The sequence below is a fragment of the Streptomyces sp. NPDC090088 genome (assembly GCF_044747345.1).
Lineage (GTDB): Bacteria > Actinomycetota > Actinomycetes > Streptomycetales > Streptomycetaceae > Streptomyces.
In genome coordinates this window covers 860,399-886,116 of record NZ_JBIVDZ010000001.1, presented here as the reverse complement: position 1 = coordinate 886,116, position 25,718 = coordinate 860,399, and the positions used below count along the sequence as shown (strand labels likewise).

Sequence of the window (25,718 nt, the reverse complement as noted above, 5' to 3'; positions counted from 1 at the left end):
CCGACAGCAGCAGAACGCCACCCTTTCCCGCAGTCTTCAACTGGATCGAGGATCAGATGTGACTGAGCTGATAGACGAGGGCGCCGAGTCCGACGACAGACATGATGCCGGCCACGACTCTGAACCGGTCCGGCGTCATTCTCGAATTCCCGACAGCGGAGGTCAACTGGCCCAGAAAATCGTAGACTCGCAGCCCGAAGTTGCGGTAATCGAATGCCACGAGAAGACCGAAGCTTGTTGCAACAATGATACAGACAAGCCTGAAACTGAAACCGGCCCAATCCGCGGACGCGCCAGCCGATGCGACGGCAGATATCACAGATTCTCCCATATGATCACCGGCTCCTGTCCGCACAGGATACCGAGCCTTACTGAACCACACCAATGTATCAGCCCCCTGCGTCGCACATCGATCGCGGCGGAGACGCAGGAGGCCAAGCTTACAGATTATCGAGCGGCGTACTGTCTAGAAAACGGACTTGAAGAGATGAGCCACACTCGACGGTATATCGGCGATTCTGGTGATACCGGTCGTTCCTGATGCGAAACTCGCGCCGTATTCTTCTGCCAGACCCCAACCACCGGCGATGGAGTTCACCGTGTCACCTCTGGAATTCTTCGTCGCGTATGTTCCGCGCCAGCCGCCCCTGACCGGCCCGAACGATCCATCGATCCCGGATCCTTCCCCTCGAAGCTGTTGCAGGGAGTCCGCGTTGCTGAACAGACCATTTCCTGTCAGGCCCAGTCCGATATCGGGACCTACTTTTTCCTCGAAGCTGCCGGAGATTGCCCAAGCATTCTTGCCCTCGGGTGAACTGGTCCGGATGAGGCAGGCGCTCGCGTTGATGCCGAGAACTACTGAGGCACTGCCGTTTACGCACACGCCGGTGGTATTGAAATAGCTCTTCAGGTAATCGAATTTCTTCCACCACCATCCGTGGTCGGCGTTGCGGTTCTGCTGCTTGTGTGCGGGCGTGGTGCCACTGCTGTCGCTGTGTGCGGTGCCCGTGGAATTCTTGCGTGTTGTACTGCTGCTGCAATTGTGCGTGTCGCAGTAGTGGCTGGAGCCCTTGTAGTCCTTCGACGCGGGGTCGTTCTGGGAATGATAAGTGCCGTACGTGCCGTTGCTGCCGGAGCAGAAGTGCGGGTAGCAGGATTCCAGGCCTGTGGGATCGCTCTCGGTGACCGGGGTGTCGCCGGCGTAGGTGTAGCCGCCGAGTTCTTGGGGGCTGGTGGCTTCGAAGACAGGGTCGAGGCTGATGAATCGGCCGATGGTGGGGTCGTATTCGCGGGCGCCGATGTCGGTGAGACCGGTGGTCGTGTCGGTGGTCTTGTCGAGGAAGGTGCGGTTGTCGGCCCAGGTGGTGGTGGCGCCGCGGGAGTTGCCGTAGGGGTCGAACTGGCGCCAGGTGGGGGTCTGGGCGGTGTAGTCGAGGTAGAGGCTGTTGGTGCCGTGCTGGTCTGCGGCGAGCTCGAAGCCGTAGTTCGTGCCGGTTCCGGTGCGGACGATGGTGGCCCCGCCGGGCGCGGTGTAGTAGCGCACGCCGGTGGCGGTGCCGGCGGAGTCGTTGAGTGTGATCTGTTCGCTGCCGAGGTAGAGGGTGGTGGTGCTGGGGTCGATCTGCAGCAGCAGGTTGCCGTCGGCGTCGTAGATGTAGCTGGTGGTGGTGCCGGTGGTGCTGTTGGAGACGCTGGTCAGCTGTTCGGCGTTGTCCCAGCTGAGGGCCTGGTCGCCGGTGCTGGTGGTGCGGGTTTTGGTGTTGCCGGCGTCGTCGTAGGCGTAGCTGGTCGAGCCGGTGGAGCCGCCCGTGGTGGTGGTGCCGGTCAGGGTGTTGGGCTGGCTGCTGGACCAGGCGCTGTTGGTGACGGTGTCGCTGCCGGAGCCGGAGACGGTGTGCTGGGTCTGGGTGAGCCGGTTGCCGATGTCGTCGTAGGTCCAGCTAGTCCAGTACGTGCCGCCGCTGATCCCGTCGCCGACGGTGCTGTGGTCACTGCTGGAGGGTGTCGCGTTGCAGCTGTCGGTGGCGGTCCAGGCGGTGGTGAGGCGGTCGAGGGCGTCGTAGGTGTAGCACTGGGTCTCGGCCGTACTGCTGGAGCCGGAGCGGGTCTCGGTCTGCTGGGTGATGTTGCCGGACAGGTCGTAGGTGTAGGCGGTCTCGTCGACGCTGGCCGGTGTGGTGGTGGAACGGGTGACGAGCTGGTCCTTCAGATCCCCGGTGTGGGCGTCGTAGCCGTCGGTGACGGTGGCATACGAGCTGGCGGAGCCGAGCTGGACCTGGGCGACCTGGTCGTAGGCGCTGTAGGCGGTGCTTTGCACGTAGCTGTAGGCGGTGGTGGCTAGCGCGTTTGGTTCGTCGTCGTTGTTGTAGCCGTGGGTGATGGTCTCGGCGGGCAGTCCGCCGCCGAGGGCGTACCCGTCCGTCCACAGCAGCCCGTTGACGCTGGTGTAGGAGTGTGTGATCTTCCACGTCTTGCCGAGGACCGAGCCCTGTGCGGCGGACGGGATGATGGTCTCCTCGCCCAGGGACTCGCCGAAGACGTTGAAGCCCACCGCCTGCTGGACGTAGGCGTAGCCGCCGCTGTAGGAGGTCGCCGTCGTCACGTGTCCGACCGGGTAGGTCATGCCGGAGATGGCAGTGTTGGCGTTGTCGTAGACCCAGGCCGCGGTCTGGTTGCCCGGTGAGCTGGTGGAGGCGTAGGCGACCTGGTCGACGGTGGCGGCCGCGTACTGGCCGGTCTTCCGGTCGAGGGCGTCGTAGGTGTAGGAGACGTACTGGCCGCGGGAGTCCTTGGACTGCAACAGGTTGCCGTCGGCGTCGTAGGTCAGGTCAGAGGTGCCGGCCGTGGGGTCGGTCTTGGAGACGGCCTCGTCGGCCAGGTCGTACGTGTTCGTCCACACCTGGTGCTTGGCGTCGGTGGTGGTGGACTGCTGGTTGTGGCCGTCGTAGCCGTAGGTGGTGGCGCTGGTGGTGCCGCCGGTGACGTAGAAGTCCCCCGTGGCGGTGTTCAGCGGCGTGGTCAGCGTGGGCGCGGCGGTGTACTCGTCGAGCTCACTGGTGCGGCCGAGCGGGTCGGTGCGGGTGGTCTTGGTGACACCGCCCGTGGGCGGGATGACGGTGGTGGCGTCGCCGTTGTAGACCGTGGTGGTGGTCGTGGCGATCGAGCCGTTCTTTTCTGAGACGTCGTAGATCTGCCGGCCGAGTCCGTCGTAGGTGAACACGTCCTGGATGGGGACCTGGTTGTCGGCCACCGATTTCAGGGACAGGGTCGGTGTGGTGGTGGAGTCCCAGTAGTCGGTGTTCTTCTTGGCCGTCCAGCCACGGGAGTCGTAGAGGGTGTCGTCGATCAGACGGCCGCCCTGCGGGGTGTAGGTCTGGGTCTGGCGCGCGCGGCCGAGGGAGTCCTCGATGCTCACCGAGGTGAGGTAACCGCTGTTGTCGTTCAGGGTGTTGGTGATCACACCCGACAGGGCGCTGTTGGACAGCGTGTAGGTGTAGGTGAGGTTGGCCAGCGAGGTGGTGGCGCGGGAGTTCTTCCACACCGACGTGGCCCGGCCCAGCGCGTCGTACTGGACGGTGGTCACCACATGGTCGGCGTCGGTGCTGGTCAGCGTCAGGCCGCGCTCGGAGTCGTAGGTTTCGCCGGTGGTGTGGGCGACCCCGCTCACAGTGGGTTCGGTGACGGTCTTCGCCGTGGTCAGGTAGGCGGAGTCGACCGTGTAGGCGGTCGTGGTGGTGTTGCCGTTGCCGTTGGTGGTGCCGGACAGGCGGTGGTAGGTGCTGTCGTAGGTGTTCTTCGCGGTGGTCCGCCAGGTGAAGGCGCCCGTGCCGTAGTCGGTGGCCTTGCGGGTCATCGTGACCAGACCCATGGTCGGGGCGCTGGCCTGCGGGAATGTGGTGGCGAAGGTGGTGTCGTCGTAGAACGTCCGGGTGGCGGAAACCACCTGGTCGGGCCGGTTGACGCCGGCGGGTGCGCCAAGGGTGTTGAGCCCGCTGGGAACGGAGGATGTGGATCCCTCGGTGAACCCGGAGCAGGCGACCGAGTCCTCTTCGGTGCCGGAGACCAGGCCGACGAGGTTGGCGCTGGTGTTGGCCGGGGCGTAGGTGGTGGCGGTGCACCGGTCGTAGTCGGTGTCGGCCGGCACGGTGTGCGCGTATTCGTAGGTCGGCAGGCCGAAGCCGTCGTCGGAGCGGGTGGCGTCGTAGGTGGTGTCGGTCTCGTTGTAACGCCAGCTCGTCGTACCGCCGTCCGTCAGCCGCTGCCGGGTCCACTCCTCGGCGGTGCCGGTCGCGTTCGCGGTCAGGTCCGGCAGCCCCGACCGGGTGCGGGTCGCGGTTGCCGCGGAGATCCAGTACGAGGTGATCGTGGAGTGGTCGACGCTGCCGCCGCTGCCGAGGTAGGAGGCGGACTCCAGTATCTGCCCGCTGAGTTGCGGGGAGTCGGTGTGGCTGCCGCCCTGGGAGTCGGTGAGCGACACGTTGCGGGTCGAGGTGGACGAGAGCCAGTCGCCGTCCATGCCCTGGTAGTAGGAGTCGACCTGCTTGGTCTGCGCGTCGCCGGAGCCGTTGCCGGTGGTGGTGGTCACCTTCTGGTAGCCGCGCCACTGGCCGTAGGTGCGGTACTTCGCCTTGGTGTTCTCGTCGTCGTCGTAGTGCCAGGCCGCACCGCTGTAGGAGTAGTCGGTCTCCTTGGTCGCCGAGCCGCCGGTGGTGTCGGTCTCCAGGACCTCCTGCACCGCGTACTTGTTGAACCAGTCCAGCATCGGGCTGATGTAGCCGCTGGGCGTCCAGTACTCCGGGAAGCAGGAGGCCGTGTTCGAGGACGGCGTGGCTGAGGTCGAGCAGGCGGTCGGCAGCGTGTAGGAGATGCCCGTCACGCCACCGAGTTCGTTGGTGATCGCCGTGATGCGGTAGCGGAACAGGCCCGGGTAGGTGGCGGTGCTCACCCGGTTCTCCAGGGCCGAGCCGGTGAACTTCACCGCCGGCATGGCGATCGACGAGGTCGAACCACCGCCGGCGGTGTCCGAGCCGGTGCGCTGGATCTGGGACAGCCACAGCGTCGCGCTGGTCGCATCACCCGTCGACGGCTCCGTCTGCGTCAGTGCGTAGGAGTCGACCGTCATATACGCGCTGGAGGAGACCGAGTACTGCTGGGTGGTGATCGAGGCGAGGCGGACGGTGGAGAAGAACGACGGCCCGTGCGCGCTGCAGGTGGCACCGGAGGCGCAGATCAGGTCGTAGGGGACGTCCGGGTAGTAGGAGGCGTTGGAAGAGGTCTCCGCACTGCCGCAGTTGGTGCTGGTGGAGGTGCAGCGCGCCGACGTGCCGTACACGATCTTGTCGGGGACGGTGCCGTACGGGCCGGTGGCGGTGGTGAAGCCGTAGTCGATGTGCGCGAGGTAGGAGTCGCGCACGTACTTGACCTGCGAGTCCCCGTTGTGGGCGCCGTAGTAGTTGGTGTCCTGCTTGTAGTAGTACGCCATCGCGTCTCCGGTGGCGCTGGTGACGTAGTCCAGATGCCACTTGTAGGCCATCGTGCAGTAGCTGCTGGTGGCCGTGGAGTCGTAGCAGGGGTCACTGGAGTGGGCCGCGTACACCCGTTCGGAGTCCACCGAGTTCGTCGTGTCGTTCCCGGACGCCCAGCCGGGCAGTTCGTTGCGGCCGAAGTAGTACTTGGTGCCGTCCCGCTCCGTGATCACCCAGTACGACGTGTCGTAGGTGCCCGACCCGTTGGACGAACTGGTCACCTTCGTGACCGTCGCGCCGTTGTCGTCGGCCAACTTGTAGGTGGACGAGTCCTTGTCGTAGACGATCGACGTCGAGGAGCCGTTGAGGGACATGGTCAGGACCGGGCCGTCGTAGCACTCGTCCGAGGTGGTCACCGAACCAGCGCTGCCCTCAGGGGAGTCGGAGCACGGCGTGAACTCCTGCGCGACGAAGGAGTCCTGGGTGTTCCACCCGTCACCCACCCAGGACGACTGAGCCTGGGTGTTGGCCGTCTTCCCGTCCACGCTGCCGGAGTCGTACGACAGCGACGCGTCCGGCGCCAGCGACGTCGAAGCTGCCGGCGCGTCCACCTTGTAGGTGTAGGTGAAGTCACCCGAGGACCCCGACTGGGCCCAGGAACCCGCGGAGGACAGGGTCGAGGCGTAGTTGCCTCCGGCTCCGCCCTCCTGTCCGGTCGAGTCGGTAGCCGCGATCACCGTTGCGGCGCCGGAGGTCGAGGCCGTCTGCGCCGTTGCCGACTCGGAGGCCGAACCGTTGTAGACGGCCGATGTCGCTGTCCGGTGGGTGCCGGTGAAGGCAGCGCCCTTCACCGAGCTCGTGGCGTCGAAGGTGACTTCCGCGGACACGGCGGTGTTCTTGGGGTCGTTGAGGGAGGTCAGAGGCGTCTGCTCGCGGCACTTCGCCAGCTGAGGGGTGGTCAGCGCACAGGCGGGCAGCTCCACCAGACGCAGTCGGGAAGCGTAGTTCCCTCCGACGGCCTGGGTGAACGCGCCGTAGTCCAGGCCCACTTTCACCCGGCCCGAGCCAGACGCGGCAGTTCCGTCGCCCAAGGCGGCAGCGAGGGACCAGACCGGGCCCGATATGCCCAGTCGCGCGGACAGCGACCGCGACTTGACCGAGACCCCCAGCGTCGTCGGGCCGGCGTAGGCGCCCTTGCGGGGAGCTACGGCCTGCGCCCACACCGGGCTTCCCGACGCCGTGGCCTTCGAGCCCGTGGTCGCCGAGTGCTTCGGCGCCGCGAGTTTCAGGGTCCCCGCCTTGGCGGCCGGCCACGCTGTCCGGGTCGGCACGACGGTGTGGCGAGTGGCACCGGAGAGACGTACGCGCTTGTGCGGAACAGGCTTCAACCCCGTAACCGAACGGCCGAGATCCGCCTTCGGCTTCGCAGCCGATGCAGTGGCCTTCGCGGCGTCCGTCGTACTGGACAGGGTCAGCGCGGTCGCCGTCGAACCGAAGACCACACTCAGGCACAGGGACCAGGCCAGCACCGCGGCCCACCCCAGGAGGAGCCTCCCGGCCGTGCGCCGATACCGCGCCCTTATCGCCCCGCTGTTTCCGCACGCACGTCTGCCGGACACGGCTCCCCCTCGTCATGACGACATGCCGAAATATCGAACACCCGCCTCGGCCTATTGCCGCAGCGGCGATCGCATGACGGAAATAAATACATGAAGGTTCAATCCAGATGAATAAGAAGTGAGGAAAAACGAACCCAAGAAGGTCCGCAAAATTCAGCAGAACCAGACATTCAAGGCATGTACATGCTGTGATCCGGGTCACATAACCCCACGTCGGATAGCCGATTCTCATACGGTGGCGCGGCTTCACCCGAACAAATCCGGAACCCGCAGCCCTCGCCACGAGTGGGTCACCGCGACGGATCACCGCGACGGATCACCAAATAAGCATCAAGGGAGCTTTGCAAAACGTTGACGATCGCACGGGGAACTGTCGACGCTTCCCGGGCGGGGGTGTAGCGGAATTTTCCATCAGCATGGATATAAGGGGGGAATTAAATTGCAAAAGAATTCGCGGACGCCTCTGCCCCGTTCGTGGGCACGCCGCACACTCGTCGGTGCCACCGCTCTCGCGGTCACCGGCGCCTTGGGCCTCCCCGGCCTCGCCCAAGCGGCCACCTCAACGGCTCACGCCGGCACCACCGCCCGTGCTTCGGTCGGCGCTTCTGCCGGGCTGAGTGAGGAACAGGCCCTCGCGAAGGCCCGGTCCACCGGCAAGCCGGTCCAGGCCACGGCCGCTACGACGGCCTCCTCCACGCTCACCGCGAACCCCAACGGCACGCTGACGCTCAGACAGACGCTCGCCCCGGTACGCAAGTTGGTGCATGGCCGATGGAAGTCGCTGGATGCGACGCTGGTCCGGCACGCGGGCGGCACTGTCTCCCCCAAGGTGTCCACCAGTTCACTGGCCCTCTCCGACGGCAGCACAGTCGAACCGCTGGCGACCATGCGGGCCGGCAGCGGCTCCCTCGCCGTCTCACTCCCCGCAGCCTTCACCCTGCGCACGCCTGCCCTGTCAGGCCCCACGGCGACGTACCCCGACGTCCTGCCCGGTGTGGACCTCGCGGTCACCGCGCAGGACACCGGCGGGTTCAGCGAGGTCCTGGTCGTCAAGAACGCCACCGCCGCAGCGAACCCCGCACTCACCGACCTGAACCTGTCCACGAAAGCCACGGGCGTGACCCTGGCCAGTGACACGGCCGGCGACATCACCGCCAAGGACCGCAAGGGCCAGACGGTGTTCTCGGCCACCGCCCCCACCATGTGGGACTCCAGCCGGCCTGCCGCGAACACCCCGAGGGCGACCGACCCGCGCACCGGGCAGACCGTGGACAAACGCAGTGGCGTGCCCCTGGCCTCCAGCCCCGCTTCGCCGGGCGACGCCGCCCGCAGGACGAGTCTCAAGGCCGCCTACCACCGGGGGCACATCAGCCTGTCTCCCCCGCGCACCCTGCTGCGGGGGAAGAACACCGTCTACCCGGTCTACATCGACCCCTCCTTCACCGCTTCCGGTCAGACCGACACCGTCCAGGCATGGGCGTTCGCCGACAGCGAGTGGCCGTCCACCTCGTTCTGGAAGCCCGGTGCCGCCACGCCCGGCCCGCTGCACGTCGGCTACACCGACTGGACCTCGGACATCTCGACGAACCGGTCGTTCTTCCAGACGAGCATGCACAGCGGCCTGTGGGACGCGTCAGTGATCTCCTCGGACATCTCCTTCTACGAGAACTGGTCGGCCTCCTGCACCGCCAAGGCCCTCGACCTGTACTGGACCGGGTCCATATCGTCCTCCACCACGTGGAACAACCAGCCGTCCTGGCTCAGCAAGCTCGGTTCCCAGTCGGTCGCCCACGGCTGGTCCACCTCCTGCGGACCCGCCGACGTCACCTACTCCATCACCTCCCTGATGCAGCGGGCCGCCGACAACCACTGGTCGAAGGCCACCTTCGGGCTGCGCGCCGCCGACGAGGGCGACGACCTGGCGTGGAAGCAGTTCAGCAAGCAGGCCACCATCACCACCACCTACGACCACACCCCCAAGACCCCCACCTCGCTGACCACCAGCCCCACCACCAGCTGCACCGCCACCACCCCCACCTCGCTGGGCCTGGGTGACGTCACCCTGCGTGCCGGGGTGTCCGACCCGGACGGCACCACCAGCCCGCTCACCGCCAACTTCACCCTGAAGAACATGTCGAGCGGCACCACCTACACGCGGGCGATCAACGCCACCAGCGGCACCACCGCAAGCACCCTGTACTCCCACACCAGCAGCTCAGGCCCCTTCCAGGCACTCACCGCGAAGACCGAGTTCGCCTGGTATCTCACCGTCACCGACCAGCACCTGACCAGCAGCCAGTCCAAGACCTGCCACTTCTACTACGACCCCACCGCCCCCGGCGCCCCCACCATCGCCCCGGTCACGTCCACCACCAGCCAGTGCTCCGAGCTCACCGACAGCCCCTCGGGCGACAGCCTGTGCACCGTGGGCACAGCCGCGAGCTTCACCATCACGGACACCAACACCACCACCGCGCCCGGCAGTTACCGCTACCAGCTCAACGGCGGCAACCCGGTCAGCGTCACCGCCGCCACCACCAGCCCCTACACCGCCACCATCTCGCTCAAGCCGACCACCCAGACCGGCGTCCTGACCGTCACCGCCGTCGGCACCAGCGGCAACATCGGTGACACCTACGACTACCGGTTCATCGCCCAGGCTCCCGCCACCGCCGCCTACGACGACCTCAACGGCGACGGCAAGGCCGACCTGCTGACCGTCGGCGGCAAGAACTCCCTCCCGGCCGGGCTCTGGCAGGCCACCGGTACCGGATCCGGCAAGGTCGACGCGGTCGCCCGGAACATCGGCATCGACGGCAACGGCGTCTCCACCACCCAGACCGCCACCTCCTTCACCGGCACCCAGGCCATCACCGGCCACTTCTTCACCGGCGCCGGCTTCAACGACGTCCTCGACTACGGCTACGACACCTCGACCGGCGCCGTCAGCGGCGAGATCCTGCGCGGCCAGGGCGACGGCACCGACCTCCAGCCCGTCGACTCCCTCCCCGTCACCAACTCCACCGGCGTCTTCGCACTCACCTCCACCACCTTCGCCGACGACGGCACCGCCACCGACACCACCACCCCCGCCGCCTCCGTCGCCGGCGGCGGCAGCCTGTACAACACCGTCAACGGTGACACCGCCACGGGCTATCCGGACCTGCTGTTGCTGATCAACGGCTCCCTGTACGACGAACCCTCCGTCGTCGGTGCGGGCCTGTATCCCGGAGCCGACCAGGCAAGCGACCTGGCCGACTACAACCCGTACTGCCTCGCCCAGAACACCGGCACCACCACCAGCTGCACCACCGGCTGGAGCGGCTGGACCATCACCAGCACCCTCGACGCCAACGGTCTGCCGGAACTGTTCGCCCGCGACACCAGCACCGACACCAGCGACCCCTCCGCCGGCCAGCTGTGGTACCTCAGCCCCACCAACCTGCAGACCCTGACCTACGACGCCCTGTCCAACGGCGCCACCGACGCCACCCTCACCTCCGTCGAGGCCGCCACCACCGGCTGGGACTCCGTCAGCCAGCCCACCCTCCAAGCCGCCGACATCAACAAGGACGGCACACCCGACCTGTGGACCGTCAGCAGCACCGGCACCGCCACCGCCCATGAGATGGCCCTCTCCGGTAGCACCGCCACCTTCACCACCCCGACCGGCCAGGCCCTGAGCACCGACACCCACGACTGGCCCCTCAACGACTACGACACCACCGCCCTCACCGCCGACGACGCGGCCACCAGCGCGATCACCCTCACCGGCACCAGCGGCGTCACCGCCCCCGAAGGGGGACTCTTCGACCCCGACGTCCAGCTCGACGCCACCGACCACGACTACCTCCAGGGCAGCAAGGCGCTGGACCTGACCAAGTCCTTCACCGTGTCCATCTGGGCCGACCCCACCGCCTACGGGGGCGCCGTCCTCTCCCAGAGCGGCAGCGCCGACTCCGGCATCCTGCTCCTCCCCACCACCGACGGCTGGCAGTTCAGCCTCAACACCGGCGCCGGCACCGCCTGGGCCTTCGACACCGTCACCGGCGGCACCGTCCACCTCGGCACCTGGGCCCACCTGACGGCCACCTATGACAAGACCACCGGCGTGATGAACCTCTACGTCGACGACGTCTTCGTCACCAGCGGAAACCACACAGCGCCCAGCACCGGCGCCAGTGGCAACTTCCAGCTCGGCGACGACTGGCACACCAGCGCCCGCGCCGACTACTTCAGCGGCGAACTCGCCCGCGCCCGCACCTGGACAGGCGCCGTCGTGCCCCCGGCCCAGCCCTACACCCCGGCCGGCTACCACCAGGCCGTCACCCCCACCCGCATCCTCGACACCCGCTCCAGCAGCGGCCTGACCTACACCAGCGGCATCACCGCCGGAGCCAGCACGGTCGCTTCCGACTCCGTCACCCACCTCAAGATCGCGGGCGACACCGTCACCACACCCGTCAGCGGCGCCCCCACCACCATCCCCAGCACCGTCACCGCCGTCGCCGTGGACGTCACCACCACCGCGCAGACCGACCACGGCTACGTCACCACGTACGCCGACGGCACCCAGCGCCCCCTCACCTCGTCGACCAACTTCACCGCCGGCACCACCAGGACCGGCTACCAGATCGTCCCCGTCGGCAACGACGGCAAGATCGACCTCTACACCCACCTCGACAGCAGCACTGGCACCGCCGCCCTGATCGTCGACGTCACCGGCTACTTCACCAGCGACCCGTCGCTCACCGGCAACCAGACCTACACACCCCTGACCAGCGCGGTCCGCGCCCTGGACACCCGCTCCAGCGTCGCCCACACCAGCCTGACCAGCACCGGCACCGTGGCCGCCGGCACCAGCTTCACCCTCCAGGTCACCGGCCTCAACGGCGTCCCCAGCAACGCCACCGCCGTCGCCGTCAACTTCGCCGCCGCCAACGCCGCAGGCACCGGCCACCTCCAGACATACGCCACCGGATATACCCCCACCACCTCCACCAGCCTCAGCTTCAACACCGGCAACGCCCTCGCCTCACTCTCCGGCGACGTCCCCATCGGCACCGGCGGAACCATCACCGTCTCCGTCTACAGCAGCGCCACCGCGGTCATCGCCGACATCTCCGGCTACTACACCACCAGCACCACCGGTCAGAAGTTCCACACCGTCAACCCCACCCGCCTTGTCGACACCCGCAGCGGCATCGGCGGAAGCGCCACCGCCGTAGCCGCCCTCGGCACCTACACCCTCACCTCCGCCACCACCCAACAGGTCACCACCGCCACCACCCCCACCCTCGCCGCCACGCTCACCGTCACGGGAACCACCGGCAGCGGCTACGCCACCGCCTACCCCACCAGCGTCGGCAAGTCCAACCCCGCCACCAGCAGCGTCAACTGGGGCACCGGCGACACCCTCGCCAACCTCACCCTCACCCCCACCGACACCAACGGACAGATCAGCGTCTACAACAACAGCGACGGCACCGCCGACTTCATCGTCGACTCCAGCGGCTACTACAGCTGAGCAGCCCGCCCCACCGTCAGAGTGACCGCTTCCAAGAGGTCGAAGGCCCCCACGGGGGCCTTCTTCCGTGTGGACCACCGGCGTACAAGGGCCCCGGCCGACTCCGCCTTCTACTGCACGCCAACGTCGCGCGGTATCCGGCAAGGAGCCCGGTGCACCCCCGCAGGGGCCGTGTCCCTGCCGAGCTACGGACACAGGTCGCCGCCGATCCGGGTCATCCGCGGGCCGGGGAACTGGTCGGTGAACTCAACCCGGACCGGGACGCATACCCGATACCGGGCGACCCGGCCCCCGCTCTCATCGCCTGCACCGCCGCCGACGCCAGCCCCGACGCCGAACGCCCGCGCATCCTCGCGGGGCGGAGCCGCGTGTGCCCACCCGCCGGCCCTCTCCAGCCGATTCCGGCGCGAAGGACCTGGCTGGTGCGATCCTGTGGCGGACGCCCGCCCCTGATTGGCGCAGGGGCGCGCGTCGTGTCAGGGTCCCGGTCAGCCGGCGCAGAGGGTCAGGTCGACCGTGGCGCCGCTCTTGACGGTCTTCGGGGCGTGCGGGGACACACCGACCACCGAGCCCGGCTTGCAGCCCTTGACGACTCCCTTGGTGATGGCGCCGGTCTTCAACTGCGCCTTGAGGAGCGCCTGCTTGGCGAACGTCAGGTCCAGGTTCGCGAAGTCGATCGGAACGGTCGTGCCGTCGGGGGTGGCGTACAGCACGGTGGTGGCGTCGCCGTTGGTGGCCGTGCTGGTGGCCGCCGGGGTCGAGCTGCCGCTGCCCGCGGACGAGGTGGCCAGGGCCGTGCCCCCGCCCGCGGCAATGAGGGCGACGGCGACAGCGGCGATGCCGACGGTGCGCCTGCGCCGGGTGCGGCGCAGGATCTGGGGCACGTCGAAGTCGGGGGCCTCGGCGGAGTTCGCGAATCGGTTCATGGCGTCGATCAGTTCCTCTTCGAAAGGTGGGCAGCCGGAAGGCCGCGCGTCGCCGTACGAGGTCATCGGATTCCTTCCACGTGCCGCCGTGGTGAAGGGGTGGAGAGTGCGGAGCTCTGATCTCTGAGCTTCTCGATCCCGCGAGCGAGTTGAGAGCGCACCGTGCTGGGCGATATGCCCAGGTCGGCTGCGATCTCGGTGTCGGAGAGGTCGTGGAAGTACCTCAGCACCACGACCGTGCGCATCCGCATGGGCAGTTGCTGGAGAGCGCGCACCAACTGGTCCCGGTTGTCCACCTGCCCGAACTCGTCCCCCGGGGCGGCACTGTCGCCGCTTTCGGCTTCGGAGGTCACGGCCAGACGGCGGAACCTGCGCCAGCGGTCATGGGCCAGGTTCACCATGATCCGCCGCACATAGGCCTCCGGAGCGTCCTTCCCGGCGATGGTGCGCCATTTGCGGCAGGCCCGCTCCAGGGTCTCCTGGACCAGATCTTCCGCCGCCTCACGGTTGCCCGTCAGGACGAAGGCGCCCCGGAACAGTGCGGTCGACCTCGCGGCGACGAAGCCTGAAAGTCCGTCTCCATACGCTCCTCCCTTCCTGTCACCCCTCCTCAACGTGAGCACCGCCTCATCTGCTGCACGGCCGCGCTGAGACCTGGGTCACAGGTGTCGCTACCGTCCGGCGTCAACGGGAAGGACGACATTGATGAGCCGAGCGGACAGCAGTGCCCCACGGGTACGCGCAACCGCCTCGCCCTGAACCCGCGGCGACCTCGGCCTCGTCCCGGAACCGGTCACCGGGGCGCCCACTCGCCGACCGGCCGATGGCCCGGCTCCGCTTCAGACACTGCCGCCGCCAAGGAAGCTGCGACGACTTGGCCACAGATCGGCCCATGTATCCGATATCCGACTTGGCGGACCCTCACACCCTCGCCCCGACCAGGAAGACACCCGGCCAGAACGATTCTTCTCGCACAGCGAGTGGTGGGGCGGGTGGGACTCGAACCCACGGCCGACGGATTATGAGTCCGTTGAGGATCTTGGCGGCCCTTGTCGATCAATGCTCATCAGGACTCACCAGCATGCCGCCGGGGCACGCCAGGTCGGCCAGGCCCAGTAGAAACCGCCTTGGCCCAAGCGATCCCGCGAGCCACAAGGAGTTCCGTGGCGTGCGGTGGTGCGTACGGTCGAACCCGTTACCGGAAGGACTGCTGGTGCACCCCGGAGACATCGATCACCAAGGTCAGAGGCCGACAGACGTGATCCTGCCTCCGGAGATCAGGCTCGTGCGTCTCGCTGCTGAACTTCTTTGAGGACTCCGGCCACCGCAGCGAAGTCATTGTCCACGTGGAGAACGGTGTGCCCATGATGGACAGCTGTCGCACACACCAACAAATCAATCGCTCCAGCCGCGCGATGCTGGCCCCGCTGGGTCAGTTTGTACTGGGCGGTGTCGACCCAACGCCAGGCGTTCTTCGGAACCGGAGAGAGCAAGCAGAGCGCGTCCAGTTCCTCTGCGAGCTCATCCCGATGGGACGGACTGGTTGCCGAGTAGAGAAATTCGGCCCGTGTCGGCTCGCAGAGGTGGAACACCCCGGCGGCAATGTGCCCCTCCCAGGGACGCAACGCACCTGGGGTGCGAAACAGGTGCCACAGAGCCGAGGTGTCCACCAGATACGTGATCACTCGAACGCCTCGCGTCGCGCACGCTTCTCCGCGTCACGCGCCGCCGCGGCCTGCTCAAACTCACCACGCGCACCCCGCGCGGCCAACTTCTCCGCAGCCTCAAGCCGCTTGATCCGCGCCACGTAGTCCCGAAGTGCCGCGTTGACGGTCTCCTTCTTCGTCGTGACACCCATCAGCCGCATGGCCTCGGCCAGCGCCTCGTCGTCGAGATCAATCTGCGTGACGGACATCAGACACCTCCAACATCCACGATGTATGCATCCAAAATACATCACCAACATCGAGCGCGGCCATCGATCACAAACAGACCACGCGAGGGAGGCGCGCCGGGTGTCATGACGTTCACATGGGCCCGCTTCTCACTGCGGGGCGAGCCGACAGAGGCCTGCCCGCCGCCGACACGAAATACCCCATAAGCACCATGCCCGACTTAACCGGAATCGGCGTCCAGGATTTGTCCAGACGATGATGAAATCATGATCACCACGGGATCGCCAGGACCCTCATACTCTCGCCCCGACCAGGAAAGTTCCTGGTCAGAACGGTTCTGCTCGCGTAGCGAGTGGTGGGGCGGGTGGGACTCGAACCCACGGCCGACGGATTATGAGTCCATTGGGGATCTTGGCGGCCTTTGCCGATCATTGCCGATGTGCGTCGTTCTTGCAGGTCAGATGCGCTGATCGGTGTCAGCTCTGTGCAGTGCTTGTCGGTCTGTTCCTTTCCTTGTGGCCCCGCAATGGCCCCTGAGGGTCTTCGAGAGGGACGCCGGCCAGAGCGACCGCCCCACGGTGGATTCCCTCACCGACGGGTGGAGCATCGTCCCTGACGAGTTCATCCGCCGGGCACTGCCCCTCCAGCCCAGGCAGGCCGTGCCTCCCTCAGCGCGCGACTCGGGTCACCTCCGATCGCCGTTCGCGCAGCCCGGCGATGTACGCCTCGTAGTCCGCGGCCTTCTGCCGGAAGCGGACCGGTGTGGTCGGGTGGGTGTAGATCATGAACCGCTCGTCGCGGACGGCCTGGAGCACGGTGTCCGCCACAGCCTCGACGGTGATCGCGTTGCCCAGCAGGTACGGAGCCGCGTCGAGGATCGGGGTACGGACCGCCTCCGGGCAGATCACCGAGGTGCGGATGCCCTGGTCGGCGTAGGTGAACGCGAGCCACTCGGCGAAGCCCACCGCCGCGTGTTTGGAGGCCGCGTAACCGGGGCTGGTGAGTTCGGTGAGCAGCCCGGAGGCCGAGGCCGTGTTGAGCAGATAGCCCTCGCCCCGCTCCAGCATGTGCGGCAGGACGTGCCGGGCCGCCCAGACATGACTCATCACGTTGACGGCGAACACCTTGTCCCAGACGCCCTGGGGGGTCATCGGGTCCATCTCGTGGCCGATCCCGGCGTTGGAACAGAAGAGATCGATACGGCCCTCGTGGGCGAGGACGTCGGCGACGAGCCGTTCGATGTCGGCTTCTTCGCCGACGTCGGCCCGGACGTACCGGAGTCCGGCGGTCCCGGCCTCGGGCTGCGCCGCGAGGTCGGAGACGACCACCCGCGCCCCTTCGGCCGCGAACCGGGTCGCGAGCCCCTGCCCGATGCCACTGGCGCCGCCGGTCACGACGACGGTCCTTCCGTTCACGTCCACTGCGGGCTTCCTTCGTCCTGGTTCCGGTCGGGCTGTGTACGGGGTGCGGTGTGCACGGCCGTCACCAGGGCGGAGACGCCGTAGACGATCGCATAGAAACCGAACAGGGTGGCGAGGGTGAGAACGCCGACATCGGGACGGGCGGCGAGGACGACACCGAAGGCCAGGGTGGCCAGGCCGCTCAGGATCCACATCGCGCGATTGCCTGCGGGCGCGCCGCGCCGGAAGCCGAAGCCGACCTCGAACAGACCTGCGACGACCGACCAGATCGCGATCCAGACGGCGAGCGCCAGGGCGGTGATGCCGGGCCACACGAGCGCGGTCACTCCGGCGGCGAGCGAGATGAACGCCAGCAGGAGGTGGCCGACGACGGGGCCGGCGCGGTCACCGCGGAACGCGACGGCGGCGTCGTTCCCGGCGCTCATGAAACAGTTCACGGCGAACAGGATCACCAGGACGCCGACGGTGATACCCGGCCAGACGACCGCGGTCAGGCCGAGGACGACGGCCACGACGCCTCTCCAGGCGTAGGGGGAGGACCACACGCTTCTTCTCCTCGTGGATTCATGACTGGATTCATGACTGGACTCGGGGATGGACCGACGGATCTCACCAGTGGCCGTCGGCCAGGTACTCCAGGCCGTTGACGCCGGGCAGGAAGACGTGTTCGCCGCCCTTGGTCACGACGAACGCGGGCAGGCCGCGCAGGCGGCGCCGCACCGGCTTCGCCGCGTAGCTGAAGTCGGCGTCGGTGACGTGGTTGCCCGCGAGCGGGTCCTGGTCGGCGCCCGCCGAGATGAAGTCGCCGTCGTTGACCCACTGGGACTGGACGAACTCGAACTGCCGGGCCGGGTCGGCGTTGGCGAAGGCCAGGACCACGCCCCGGTCGACGCCGTCGTCCTCCAGGACGCCCTCGGGGAGCATCGGCCCGTAGGCGGCCCCCCGGCGCAGAAGCTGGTGGAGGCGGACGTCGACGATGGTGTCCTTGAGCGCGTCCCGCGGGTTGACCCGGCGGATGTGGGAGGCGACCGGGGTCCGCAGGCCGCGCGGGTCGTCGTCGTAGTAGGCGAAGTCGTTGAGCCGCTCGGGCTCCACGGTCACGTCCTTCTCCGGCGACAGGGCCAGCGGGCAACCGCTGCGCCAGCGGCCGGCCATCTTCGCGGCGAGCAGTTCGGCGCCGTACTCGTCCTCGGACCGTGCCGTCAGGAAGCGGCGGAACTCCGCGACCTTCTGGTGGAGTTTGCGGATGGACAGATACGTGCCGTTGCGCCACAGTGCCTCGGGGCCCGGGCCGGTGGCTGTCCGGCCCAGTTCGTTGACGTAGCCGAGGATGAACTCCCCCGGTTTCGCGAGGCTCTGGCCGCGCCTCGGGGTGCCGCCCTGCCCCTCGATGTACGGGCGGCTGATGCCGTCGGCGTAACCGAAGTGCTCGCGCAGGTTGTCCGGGGTGCGGATGTCGAGTCGGCTCACCCGGCGCACGGAGGGCAGGTCCTCCTGGGCGCCGTGGCCGATCGCCAGCTTCTCGGCGAACGCGGTCTCGTCCGGGGCCATCAGCAGCACCCCTATGTCGAAGGAGCCGTGCTCGGGAAAGTCCCAGTTCGCCGGGTCGCTCTCACCGATGTCGCCGAGGAACTCCTTGCGGGTGCGCATCGGCTCGCGCAGCTCGCGGGGGAAGCCGTCGAGGATCTCGCGCGGCAGCCCGATGCGGGCCAGACCCGGGTGGGTGAGGACGACGTTGAGCCAGGCGTCCTGGGCCGGATGCTCCCAGCCGGCGGCGGTGGTCACGTGGGGCAGCAGCCGGCGCAGCATGGCGCGGCCCTCGGCGGCGTCGCCGACCTCGTACAGCAGGTAGGAGCCGAAGTAGGGCAGGGGCCGTTCGCGGAGGATGGTGCCCTGGATCCGGTCCAGATCCAGGGCACCGACGGCGTCAGTTGGCCGCATCGAGAACCTCGGAGAGGGCGTCGCCCAGACGCTTCATGCGCTTCACGTCGTGGACACTGCTGTCCGAGGTGGCGTGGAAGTACAGGTCCGCCGAGTAGGAGCGGGAGATCACCAGCTCCGGGGTGCCCGGGTCGTCGTAGCCGTTGTAGCCCTCGACGATCTCGCCGAAGATCTCGTCCAGCCAGGGCTGGGCGCGGCCGATGTCGGCGAGGTAGGGCTTGAAGTCGCCGTCGTAGACGAGGGTGATGAGCATCCGGGTGTCGTTGTCGAAGAGCAGGATGCGGAAGTTGTCGACCGTGCCGACCTTGGTCTCCCAGTAGCCGGCCTGCGCCTGGATGCTCGCCACCCGCTCGCGGAAGATCTTGCCCCCGTTCGGGGTCAGCGGCGTGATGATGGTGAGCTCGCCCTTCTTGCCGATGCGCCGGCCCGGTCCGTCGGGCTGGTCGCTGATGGGCTGGGCGTGGGCGTAACGCTCGCCGGTGACATCGATGGCCGGTGCGGTGGTGTCGGTCATGGCGTGCTTCTCCTCGAAGGCTGTTCTCAGTCGTGGCATGTGCATGGTTCGGGTCACTTTTTTCATGGGCGTGTCACTCGTAGTGCTCGGCGAACGGGCAGGTGCGCCAGCCGCCGGTCCGGTAGGCGGCGGAGACCTCGTAGACCCCGCGACGGGCCTGGAGGATGGGGTCGTCGTTGAGCTCGATGCCGTCGGTGACCTTGGTCGGGTCGTGGTTCAGCACGGGGTCGCCGAGCTCTTCGGGTGTGACGGGAGCGGTGATCTGCAGGGTGCCGACCGTGACCCGCTCCCGGTCCTCGGGCCACAGAGCGGTCGGGTCGTCGAGGGGGTCGCCGTCCTGGCCGATCTCCAGGACCAGGTCGAAGCCGACCGGGCCGGTCGCCAGTCGCTCGTCGAACTCGTCCAGGAGGACCTCGCGGTCCATCGCGGCCAGTTCCTCGACGGGCCGGCCCTTCACGCCGGCCCGCGGGATCCAGTGGCAGCGGACGTTGGTGAGGACGTCGTCCTCGTCGAGGTAGCGGAATACGTGCACGGCGTGGAACTCGCTGTGCGCGAAGCTGGTCGGGGCCAGCGAGGCGGCGCGCATCCGGAGAACGTTCGCGACCTCCGGGTGTTTCGCCAGGAAGGGCCGCAGGGCGGCCTTGTCCAGCGGGCCGCCGGGCTCCGGCGGCGCGGCCAGCGCGATGGCTTCGAGGAGGTCCTCGGGGCGGCGGGCCGGGAAGAGGAGCTGGCTGAGCATCACCAGGTTGGTGGTGCGCCCGTTGGGGAGGTAGAAGCGGGTGGCCATGCCGACGGTGGCGCCGAACGGCGCGTCCGGGCGGCCGCCGCCCTTCGAGAAGCGCACCGAGGCCGGGATCAGGTCGCCCTGGAGGTGGGCCGCACGGGTGTAGTCGCGAGCGGCCGGCAGGGCGCGGAAGGCTCCGCGGTAGATCCGGCCGTCGGCGTGCAGGGCACGGTATCCGGGATGGAAGCCGAAGACTTCGTGGGCTCCGTCGACCAGGGCTTCCGCGTGGTCGTACTGGCTGAGTTGCGCCATGGGTACCTTCCGATGTCGCTGGGAACGCCCTCATCGTGGGCCGCGACAGCCGCCGTCCGGATGCGTCAAATGACGGTGAGCCGCGACGGCTCCGCCGCGGGCACGGCATCGTCGGATGACCGAGGCGGGCGGGGTGCGGATCGGGAAGGATGGGATGCGTCCCGAAGCGCCTCGCGTGGCGGGCCAGGGGCGGGTACGCGCCAGGGCGTGTACGGCCGGTCCGGCACTCGCACGGCGAGCGGTGGGACGGCGACGCGTCTGAGCAGGCACCGCGAGTCCGGCGCTCGCTCAGCAGACGGAGGCGACGCCCCTTCAGCCCGCGTGTTCAGCCCGCGTGCGACCGGTCCCGGTACTCACGTGGGGTCATGCCGTACGCCTCCTTGAAGGACCGGCCGAACCGGGAGGCGTCGGTGAAGCCCCAGCGGCGAGCCACGGCGGCGATGGTGTCGCGACGGGCCCCGGGCGCGGCCAGCTCCCGACGGGCCCCTTCGAGGCGCTGCCGGCGGATCCACTCGCCGGGGCTGACGCCCTCGCGGGCGAGTACGGAGTAGAGGTGGCGCAGGGAGATGTGGTGGGCCTTCGCCACCGCGCCCGGTGTGAGGTCACGGTCGGTCAGATGGCGGCGCAGGTACTCCAGGATGCGCGGGCCGAGGGTCTCCTCGCGGGCCGCGCGGGCCGCCACTTCCAGGTCACAGGCGTCGGCAATCACGGCCCGGACCATCTCCAGGGTGGTCGCGGCCAGGTGCTCCGCCGCCGGGCCGGTGTGCAGCTCGGGGGCGGCCGCCAGCCGGGAGAGGTAGGAGGCGCCGAGTGCCGCGACCGAGTCGCCGTCGCCGAGCACGCGCGCGGTGACGTCGGCGAGCACGGCGTCCGGCAGGCCCAGTTCGGCCACCGGAATCCGGAAGAAGTGCGTGTCAACCCCGCCGTCGAAGAGCAGGGTGTACGGACGGCGGGTGTCGTAGAAGCCGAGGGTGCCGGGCCGGATGGTGGCAGCCCTGCCGTCCTGGACGACGCTGCTGGTGCCGACGTGCTGGAGGCTGAGAAAGAGGCAGGGCTCCCAGTCGGCCGCGGCGAGCCGCAGCGATCGCTCGACGGTCGCCGAGCTGGCCCGGACGGTGCTGAGCTGGACGCGTCCGACGCCGGTGATCGACACCTCGCAGTACACGTCCTCGGGCCGTTCGGGCAGCGCGATGTGCACCGGTACGACGCGGTCCCGGATCGTCTGCCGTATCGCCTCGGCCCGGTCGTCGACGGTGTACGTCGAGGTGCTCCACTGCGTCTTCATGCGTTCCGGGGAGCGTAACCGACCTGGGCGGCGAGCCGGGAGACCCGTGGGCGCGGACGGACAGCCGGTGTGCACGGCACGCAGACGGCCGTGCACGCAGCGCCGGTTCCGGTGCCGTTCCGAGCGCCTATTCTCGGGACGGGCCGCGCCTGCCGCGGCCGGCGTCGACCGTTCGAGCAGCCCAGAGGAACCGATCATGACGGCCGTGACCTTCGACGTGCGGGACCTGGCCCCGGCCGACCGGGCCGAGGCGCTCCGCGCCGCCGTCGGCCTCTCGGTCCTGTGGGTCGACGTCGACCACCACGCCGTCGGCGCCATCACGGCGCGGGGTCTGATCCGCCGGGTCGGGGGGCTCACCCAGTTCTCCGCCCGGACCACTCCCATGACCATCCGGCGCACCCCGCGGCAGACCCGGGACGGCTCCGAGACGCGGCTCATCCTGGCCGTGCAGCGGTCGGGCACCGCCACGGTCGTACAGCACGGCCGCGAGGCCGTCGTCCACCCCGGTGAGATGGTCCTGGTGGACAGCTCGTGTCCCTTCACCGCGGTCAACGCGAACGGAACCCACCACCACTACTTCTGCCTCCCGCGTACCGGTCTCGCCCTGCCCGACCGGCTGCTCGGACGGATCACGGCGACCCGGCTCGGACCGGCCAACCCCGTGGCCGCCCTGGCGACGGCCCATCTCTCGCGGCTGGCCGACTCGCGCGCGCTGCCGGAAAGTCCCGCCGCACAGCAGCTGGAGCGGTCGACCGTCGAACTGGTCCGGGCCGTGATCGCCACCCAGCTGGGTGCGGCCGACCTGGCCCGCGGTCCGCTGGAGGACACGCTGGCGCTGCGGATCATGGAGCATGTACGGCGCCGGATCGACGATCCCGCGCTGAACGCGGCGCGGATCGCCGGGGAGTTCGGCATCTCCGTCCGGCGCCTGTACGCCGTCCTCGCCCGCGCGGACATCGAACTGGGCCAGTGGATCCGCGCCCGGCGACTGGAGGCGTGCCGCGCCGACCTGGCCGACCCGCACAAGCTCCGGCAGACGGTCGCCTCCGTGGCCCGCGGTCACGGCTTCACCGACGCCAGTCACTTCGGGCGGCTGTTCAAGGAGACCTACGGCATCCCGCCGGGCGAATGGCGCGCGCGGAGCCGCCCGGCCGACGGCACCCGGGCCTGAACGGCCGGGCAGGCGGAAGGAGTCCCATGTCTCCCGACATGTTTCACGACGTGCATGACGTGCATGACGTGCATCACGAACTGTCCCCGGCCGGCAGCCGGTTCCTCGGCCGTACCGCCGAACTGGCCGCTGTGCGGGGTGTCGTCGAGCGGGCGGGCGGCGGCGACGGCGGGGCGTTGGCGGTGCGCGGTGAGCCCGGCGTCGGCAAGACGTCACTCCTGCGGACCGCGGTGGCCGTGGCCGGCTCCGCCCGGGTGACCCACATCGCGGCGATCGAGTCCGAGTCGGACCTGCAGTACGCGGGACTGCACCTGCTGCTGTCGCCGTTCATGGCCTGTCTGCCCGCCCTGCCCGAGCCGCAGCGCCGGGCGCTCGGCACCGCGTTCGGCCTGGAGTCCGGGCCCGCGCCGCAGCGTTTCCTGGTCGGCCTCGCCGCGCTGGGTCTGCTGACGGAGGCGGCGGCCGAGCAGACCGTCGTATGCGTCGTGGACGACGCCCAGTGGCTGGACCGGGAGTCCGCGGACGCCCTCGCCTTCGTCGCCCGCCGCGCCGGAGCCGACCGTATCGCCCTGCTGTTCGGCATCCGCGACCCCGAAGGCGACGGCACCCCGCTCTTCGCCGGGCTGCCGGAGCTCCGCCTTGAGGGCCTGCCGGCGGACATCGCCAGAGACCTGATCAGCGGTGCGCACATCGACGACCGGGTCGCCGAGCGGCTGGTCGCGGGCACCCGCGGCAATCCGCTGGCCCTGCTGGAACTGGCCCGGGAACTGTCGGCCGAGCAGTTGACGGGCGCGGCGGCGCTCCCGGACCCGCTGCCGGTAGGACGCCGTCTCGAAGAGGTCTTCCGGCGCCGGGTGGCAGCGGTCCCGGCCGCCACCCGGACCCTGCTCCTGGTGGCCGCCGCCGAGACCTCCGGCAACGCCCACCTCGTGTGGCGGGCCGCAGGCAGGCTGGGTGCCGGCCGGCCCGCGGCGGTGGCGGCCGAGGAGCGGGGGCTCCTGGTGCTCGGGCAAGGGGTCGGGTTCCGGCATCCGCTGCTGCGCTCGGCGGTGTACCACGGTGCGTCGGCCGAGGAGCGCCGACTGGCCCACGAGGCACTGGCCGCCGAGGAGGGCGACCCGGACCGCCGGATCTGGCACCGGGCACTGGCCGCGGTCCACCCCGACGAGGACCTCGCCCATGACCTGGAACAGTCGGCGCGGCGGGCGGTGGACCGCGGCGGCTACGCCGCCTCGGCGCGGCTGCTGGGCCGGGCCGTGGAGCTGACCACGGACGCCGCCCGCCGCCCCGGCAGACTGCTGGCGGCGGCACGGGCGACCCTGGAGACCGGCAACCCTCTCGCCGCCGAGGCCATGCTCCGGCAGGTCGCCCCGCTGCCTCGGACCGGGTCCGCACGGGCGGAGCGGCTGCGGCTGCTGGCCGCGATCCGGTTCGCCCAGGGACAGGTACGGGAGACGGTCCCGCTGCTGCTGGAGGCGGCGGAACTCCTGCTCCCGGACGATGAACGGGCCGCCCGCGACACGTTGTTCCAGGCGCTGGAGGCGGCCACCTGGACCGGCAAGGCCGACATGACGGCCGTGGCGCGGGCCGTACGCGCGCTGGCACCCGGCGTCCCGGAGTCCGCGGGCCCGGACTCCGCCTCTCCGACCGACCTGATCAGCGCGGCGCTGACCGCCCGGCTGCTCGACGGTCCCGAGGCCGCCTACCCCCTGTACCGCCGTTGCGTACGGAGCCTGCTCGTCAGCGAGGACCTGCGCGGTTTCAACCTGGGCAGTGTGCTCGCCGGCGAGATGTGGGACCTGGCGGGTCTGCTGGCGCTCACCTCGCGCTGGGTCGAGCTGGCCCGGACCCGGGGCGCGCACGGCGCCCTGTCGCTGGCGCTGCTGCTGCGGGCCATACCCGAGCTGTGGCGCGGCAACTTCACGGCGGCGGCGGAGTTCGGCCGGGCCGCGGCCGACCTGTCCGACCTGACGACACGCCAGCAGGGTCGTACGGGCGGCGCTGTCGAGTTGCTGTACTGCGTGACCGGCCCCGAGCAGGCCGCGCGGGAGGCGGCCGGGGCCCATATCCGGGAGGCGACGGCGGCAGGCCGGGAGCACTACGGCGCCCTCGTCCCGCACCTCGCCCTGTGCCAGCTGGAGGTGGCGCTGGGCGACTACCCGGCCGCGCTGACCCACGGACGACGCGTGTTCGCCGCCGACACCCCGGGGCCGACCAGCGCGAACGTCCTCCCGGAACTGGTCGAGGCGGCCCAGCGGTCCGGGGACCCGGAGACCGCGCAGGCCGCCCTGACCCGACTGCACACCGTCGCGACCGCCAGCGGCACCCCTGTCGCCCTGGGCCTGCTGGCCCGCTCGCGCGCGCTGGTCGCGGACGACGACGAGGCCGAGAAGCTGTACCTGGAGGCGATCGAGCACCTGGAGGCGTCCGCCGCCCGGCCCCAGACGGCCCGCGCGCACCTCGTCTACGGCGAGTGGCTGCGCCGGCGCCGCCGACGGCGGGAGGCGCGGGACAGTCTGCGGACCGCTCTCGCCCTGTTCGAGGCCATGGGCGCCGAGTTCTACATCCGGCGCACCCGGACCGAACTGGCCGCCACGGGTGCGCGGTTGCGGCACCGCCCGGTGGAGTCCGCCGTCCATCTCACTCCACAGGAGGCGCGGATCGCACGGCTGGCCGCCGCGGGCGCCCAGAACCGGGACATCGCGGCGCAGTTGTTCCTCAGCCCCAGCACCGTCGAGTACCACCTGCGCAAGACCTTCCGGAAGCTGGGCTTGACGGCCCGCGGGCAACTGCGGGACGCGCTGGCGGCGATCGGGGACGAGGGGACTACGGATCTCAAGGATTCGGCGGGCCCTCCCCCGGACCTACGGTGACGGCACACGTCCTCCGCGACGAAGGGATCAAGATGTGGGGTACGG

General features: G+C 69.2%; 15 protein-coding genes. 3 read left to right on the top strand and 12 right to left on the bottom strand.

Going from position 1 to position 25,718, the window contains the following annotated elements; translation table 11 throughout:
* Positions 1–52: 52 nt before the first annotated feature.
* On the bottom strand, positions 53–331 hold the full coding sequence (locus ACIPSJ_RS03970; protein WP_401343179.1) for a hypothetical protein: 279 nt from the start codon (positions 329–331) through the stop codon (positions 53–55).
* 135 nt (positions 332–466) lie between these two features.
* Entirely contained in the window at positions 467–6,796 is a 6,330-nt protein-coding gene (locus ACIPSJ_RS03965) for an RHS repeat domain-containing protein (RefSeq protein ID WP_401343177.1), read from the bottom strand.
* 727 nt (positions 6,797–7,523) lie between these two features.
* Between ACIPSJ_RS03965 and ACIPSJ_RS03960 the strand changes: the two genes are divergently transcribed.
* Positions 7,524–12,611 carry a LamG-like jellyroll fold domain-containing protein gene (locus ACIPSJ_RS03960; protein WP_401343175.1) on the top strand — a complete coding sequence of 1,696 codons (5,088 nt, stop codon included), beginning with the start codon at positions 7,524–7,526 and terminating at the stop codon, positions 12,609–12,611.
* 488 nt (positions 12,612–13,099) lie between these two features.
* Here ACIPSJ_RS03960 and ACIPSJ_RS03955 read toward each other — a convergent pair whose 3' ends face one another.
* The 10 genes from ACIPSJ_RS03955 to ACIPSJ_RS03910 all read right to left on the bottom strand — a co-directional run bounded on the left by ACIPSJ_RS03955 (position 13,100) and on the right by ACIPSJ_RS03910 (position 21,629).
* Positions 13,100–13,537, bottom strand: coding sequence for a hypothetical protein (locus ACIPSJ_RS03955; protein ID WP_401343173.1), 438 nt, complete (start codon positions 13,535–13,537; stop codon positions 13,100–13,102).
* A 62-nt stretch (positions 13,538–13,599) separates the two neighbouring features.
* A complete protein-coding gene (locus ACIPSJ_RS03950) occupies positions 13,600–14,151 on the bottom strand; it encodes a SigE family RNA polymerase sigma factor (RefSeq protein WP_401343171.1) in 552 nt (183 codons plus the stop codon).
* Between the two features lie 663 nt (positions 14,152–14,814).
* A complete protein-coding gene (locus tag ACIPSJ_RS03945; protein WP_401343169.1) occupies positions 14,815–15,222 on the bottom strand; it encodes a PIN domain nuclease in 408 nt (135 codons plus the stop codon).
* The gene (locus ACIPSJ_RS03940) at positions 15,219–15,452 is read right to left on the bottom strand and encodes a type II toxin-antitoxin system VapB family antitoxin (protein WP_360530619.1); all 234 of its coding nucleotides are present in this window, start codon (positions 15,450–15,452) and stop codon (positions 15,219–15,221) included. The genes ACIPSJ_RS03945 and ACIPSJ_RS03940 overlap by 4 nt, the downstream gene beginning before the upstream one ends.
* 648 nt (positions 15,453–16,100) lie before the next feature.
* Complete coding sequence (locus ACIPSJ_RS03935; RefSeq protein ID WP_401343167.1) at positions 16,101–16,847, bottom strand: SDR family oxidoreductase; 747 nt, start codon at positions 16,845–16,847, stop codon at positions 16,101–16,103.
* Complete coding sequence (locus tag ACIPSJ_RS03930; protein WP_401343165.1) at positions 16,844–17,398, bottom strand: HdeD family acid-resistance protein; 555 nt, start codon at positions 17,396–17,398, stop codon at positions 16,844–16,846. Before ACIPSJ_RS03930 ends, ACIPSJ_RS03935 begins: the two co-directional genes overlap by 4 nt.
* A 64-nt stretch (positions 17,399–17,462) precedes the next feature.
* Entirely contained in the window at positions 17,463–18,794 is a 1,332-nt protein-coding gene (locus tag ACIPSJ_RS03925) for a Dyp-type peroxidase (protein ID WP_401343162.1), read from the bottom strand.
* Positions 18,781–19,308, bottom strand: a complete 528-nt coding sequence (locus tag ACIPSJ_RS03920) for a hypothetical protein (protein ID WP_401343160.1) — start codon at positions 19,306–19,308, stop codon at positions 18,781–18,783. Before ACIPSJ_RS03920 ends, ACIPSJ_RS03925 begins: the two co-directional genes overlap by 14 nt.
* A gap of 73 nt (positions 19,309–19,381) precedes the next feature.
* Positions 19,382–20,344 (bottom strand): catalase, encoded by a 963-nt coding sequence (locus ACIPSJ_RS03915; RefSeq protein WP_359218370.1) that lies wholly within the window; start codon positions 20,342–20,344, stop codon positions 19,382–19,384.
* A gap of 325 nt (positions 20,345–20,669) precedes the next feature.
* A complete protein-coding gene (locus ACIPSJ_RS03910; protein WP_401343158.1) occupies positions 20,670–21,629 on the bottom strand; it encodes a helix-turn-helix domain-containing protein in 960 nt (319 codons plus the stop codon).
* 196 nt (positions 21,630–21,825) lie between these two features.
* Between ACIPSJ_RS03910 and ACIPSJ_RS03905 the strand changes: the two genes are divergently transcribed.
* Both ACIPSJ_RS03905 and ACIPSJ_RS03900 read left to right on the top strand, forming a co-directional pair.
* Positions 21,826–22,800, top strand: a complete 975-nt coding sequence (locus tag ACIPSJ_RS03905; RefSeq protein ID WP_401343156.1) for a helix-turn-helix domain-containing protein — start codon at positions 21,826–21,828, stop codon at positions 22,798–22,800.
* Positions 22,801–22,850: 50 nt separating this feature from the next.
* The gene (locus ACIPSJ_RS03900) at positions 22,851–25,673 is read left to right on the top strand and encodes an AAA family ATPase (RefSeq protein ID WP_401343153.1); all 2,823 of its coding nucleotides are present in this window, start codon (positions 22,851–22,853) and stop codon (positions 25,671–25,673) included.
* Positions 25,674–25,718: the final 45 nt, after the last annotated feature.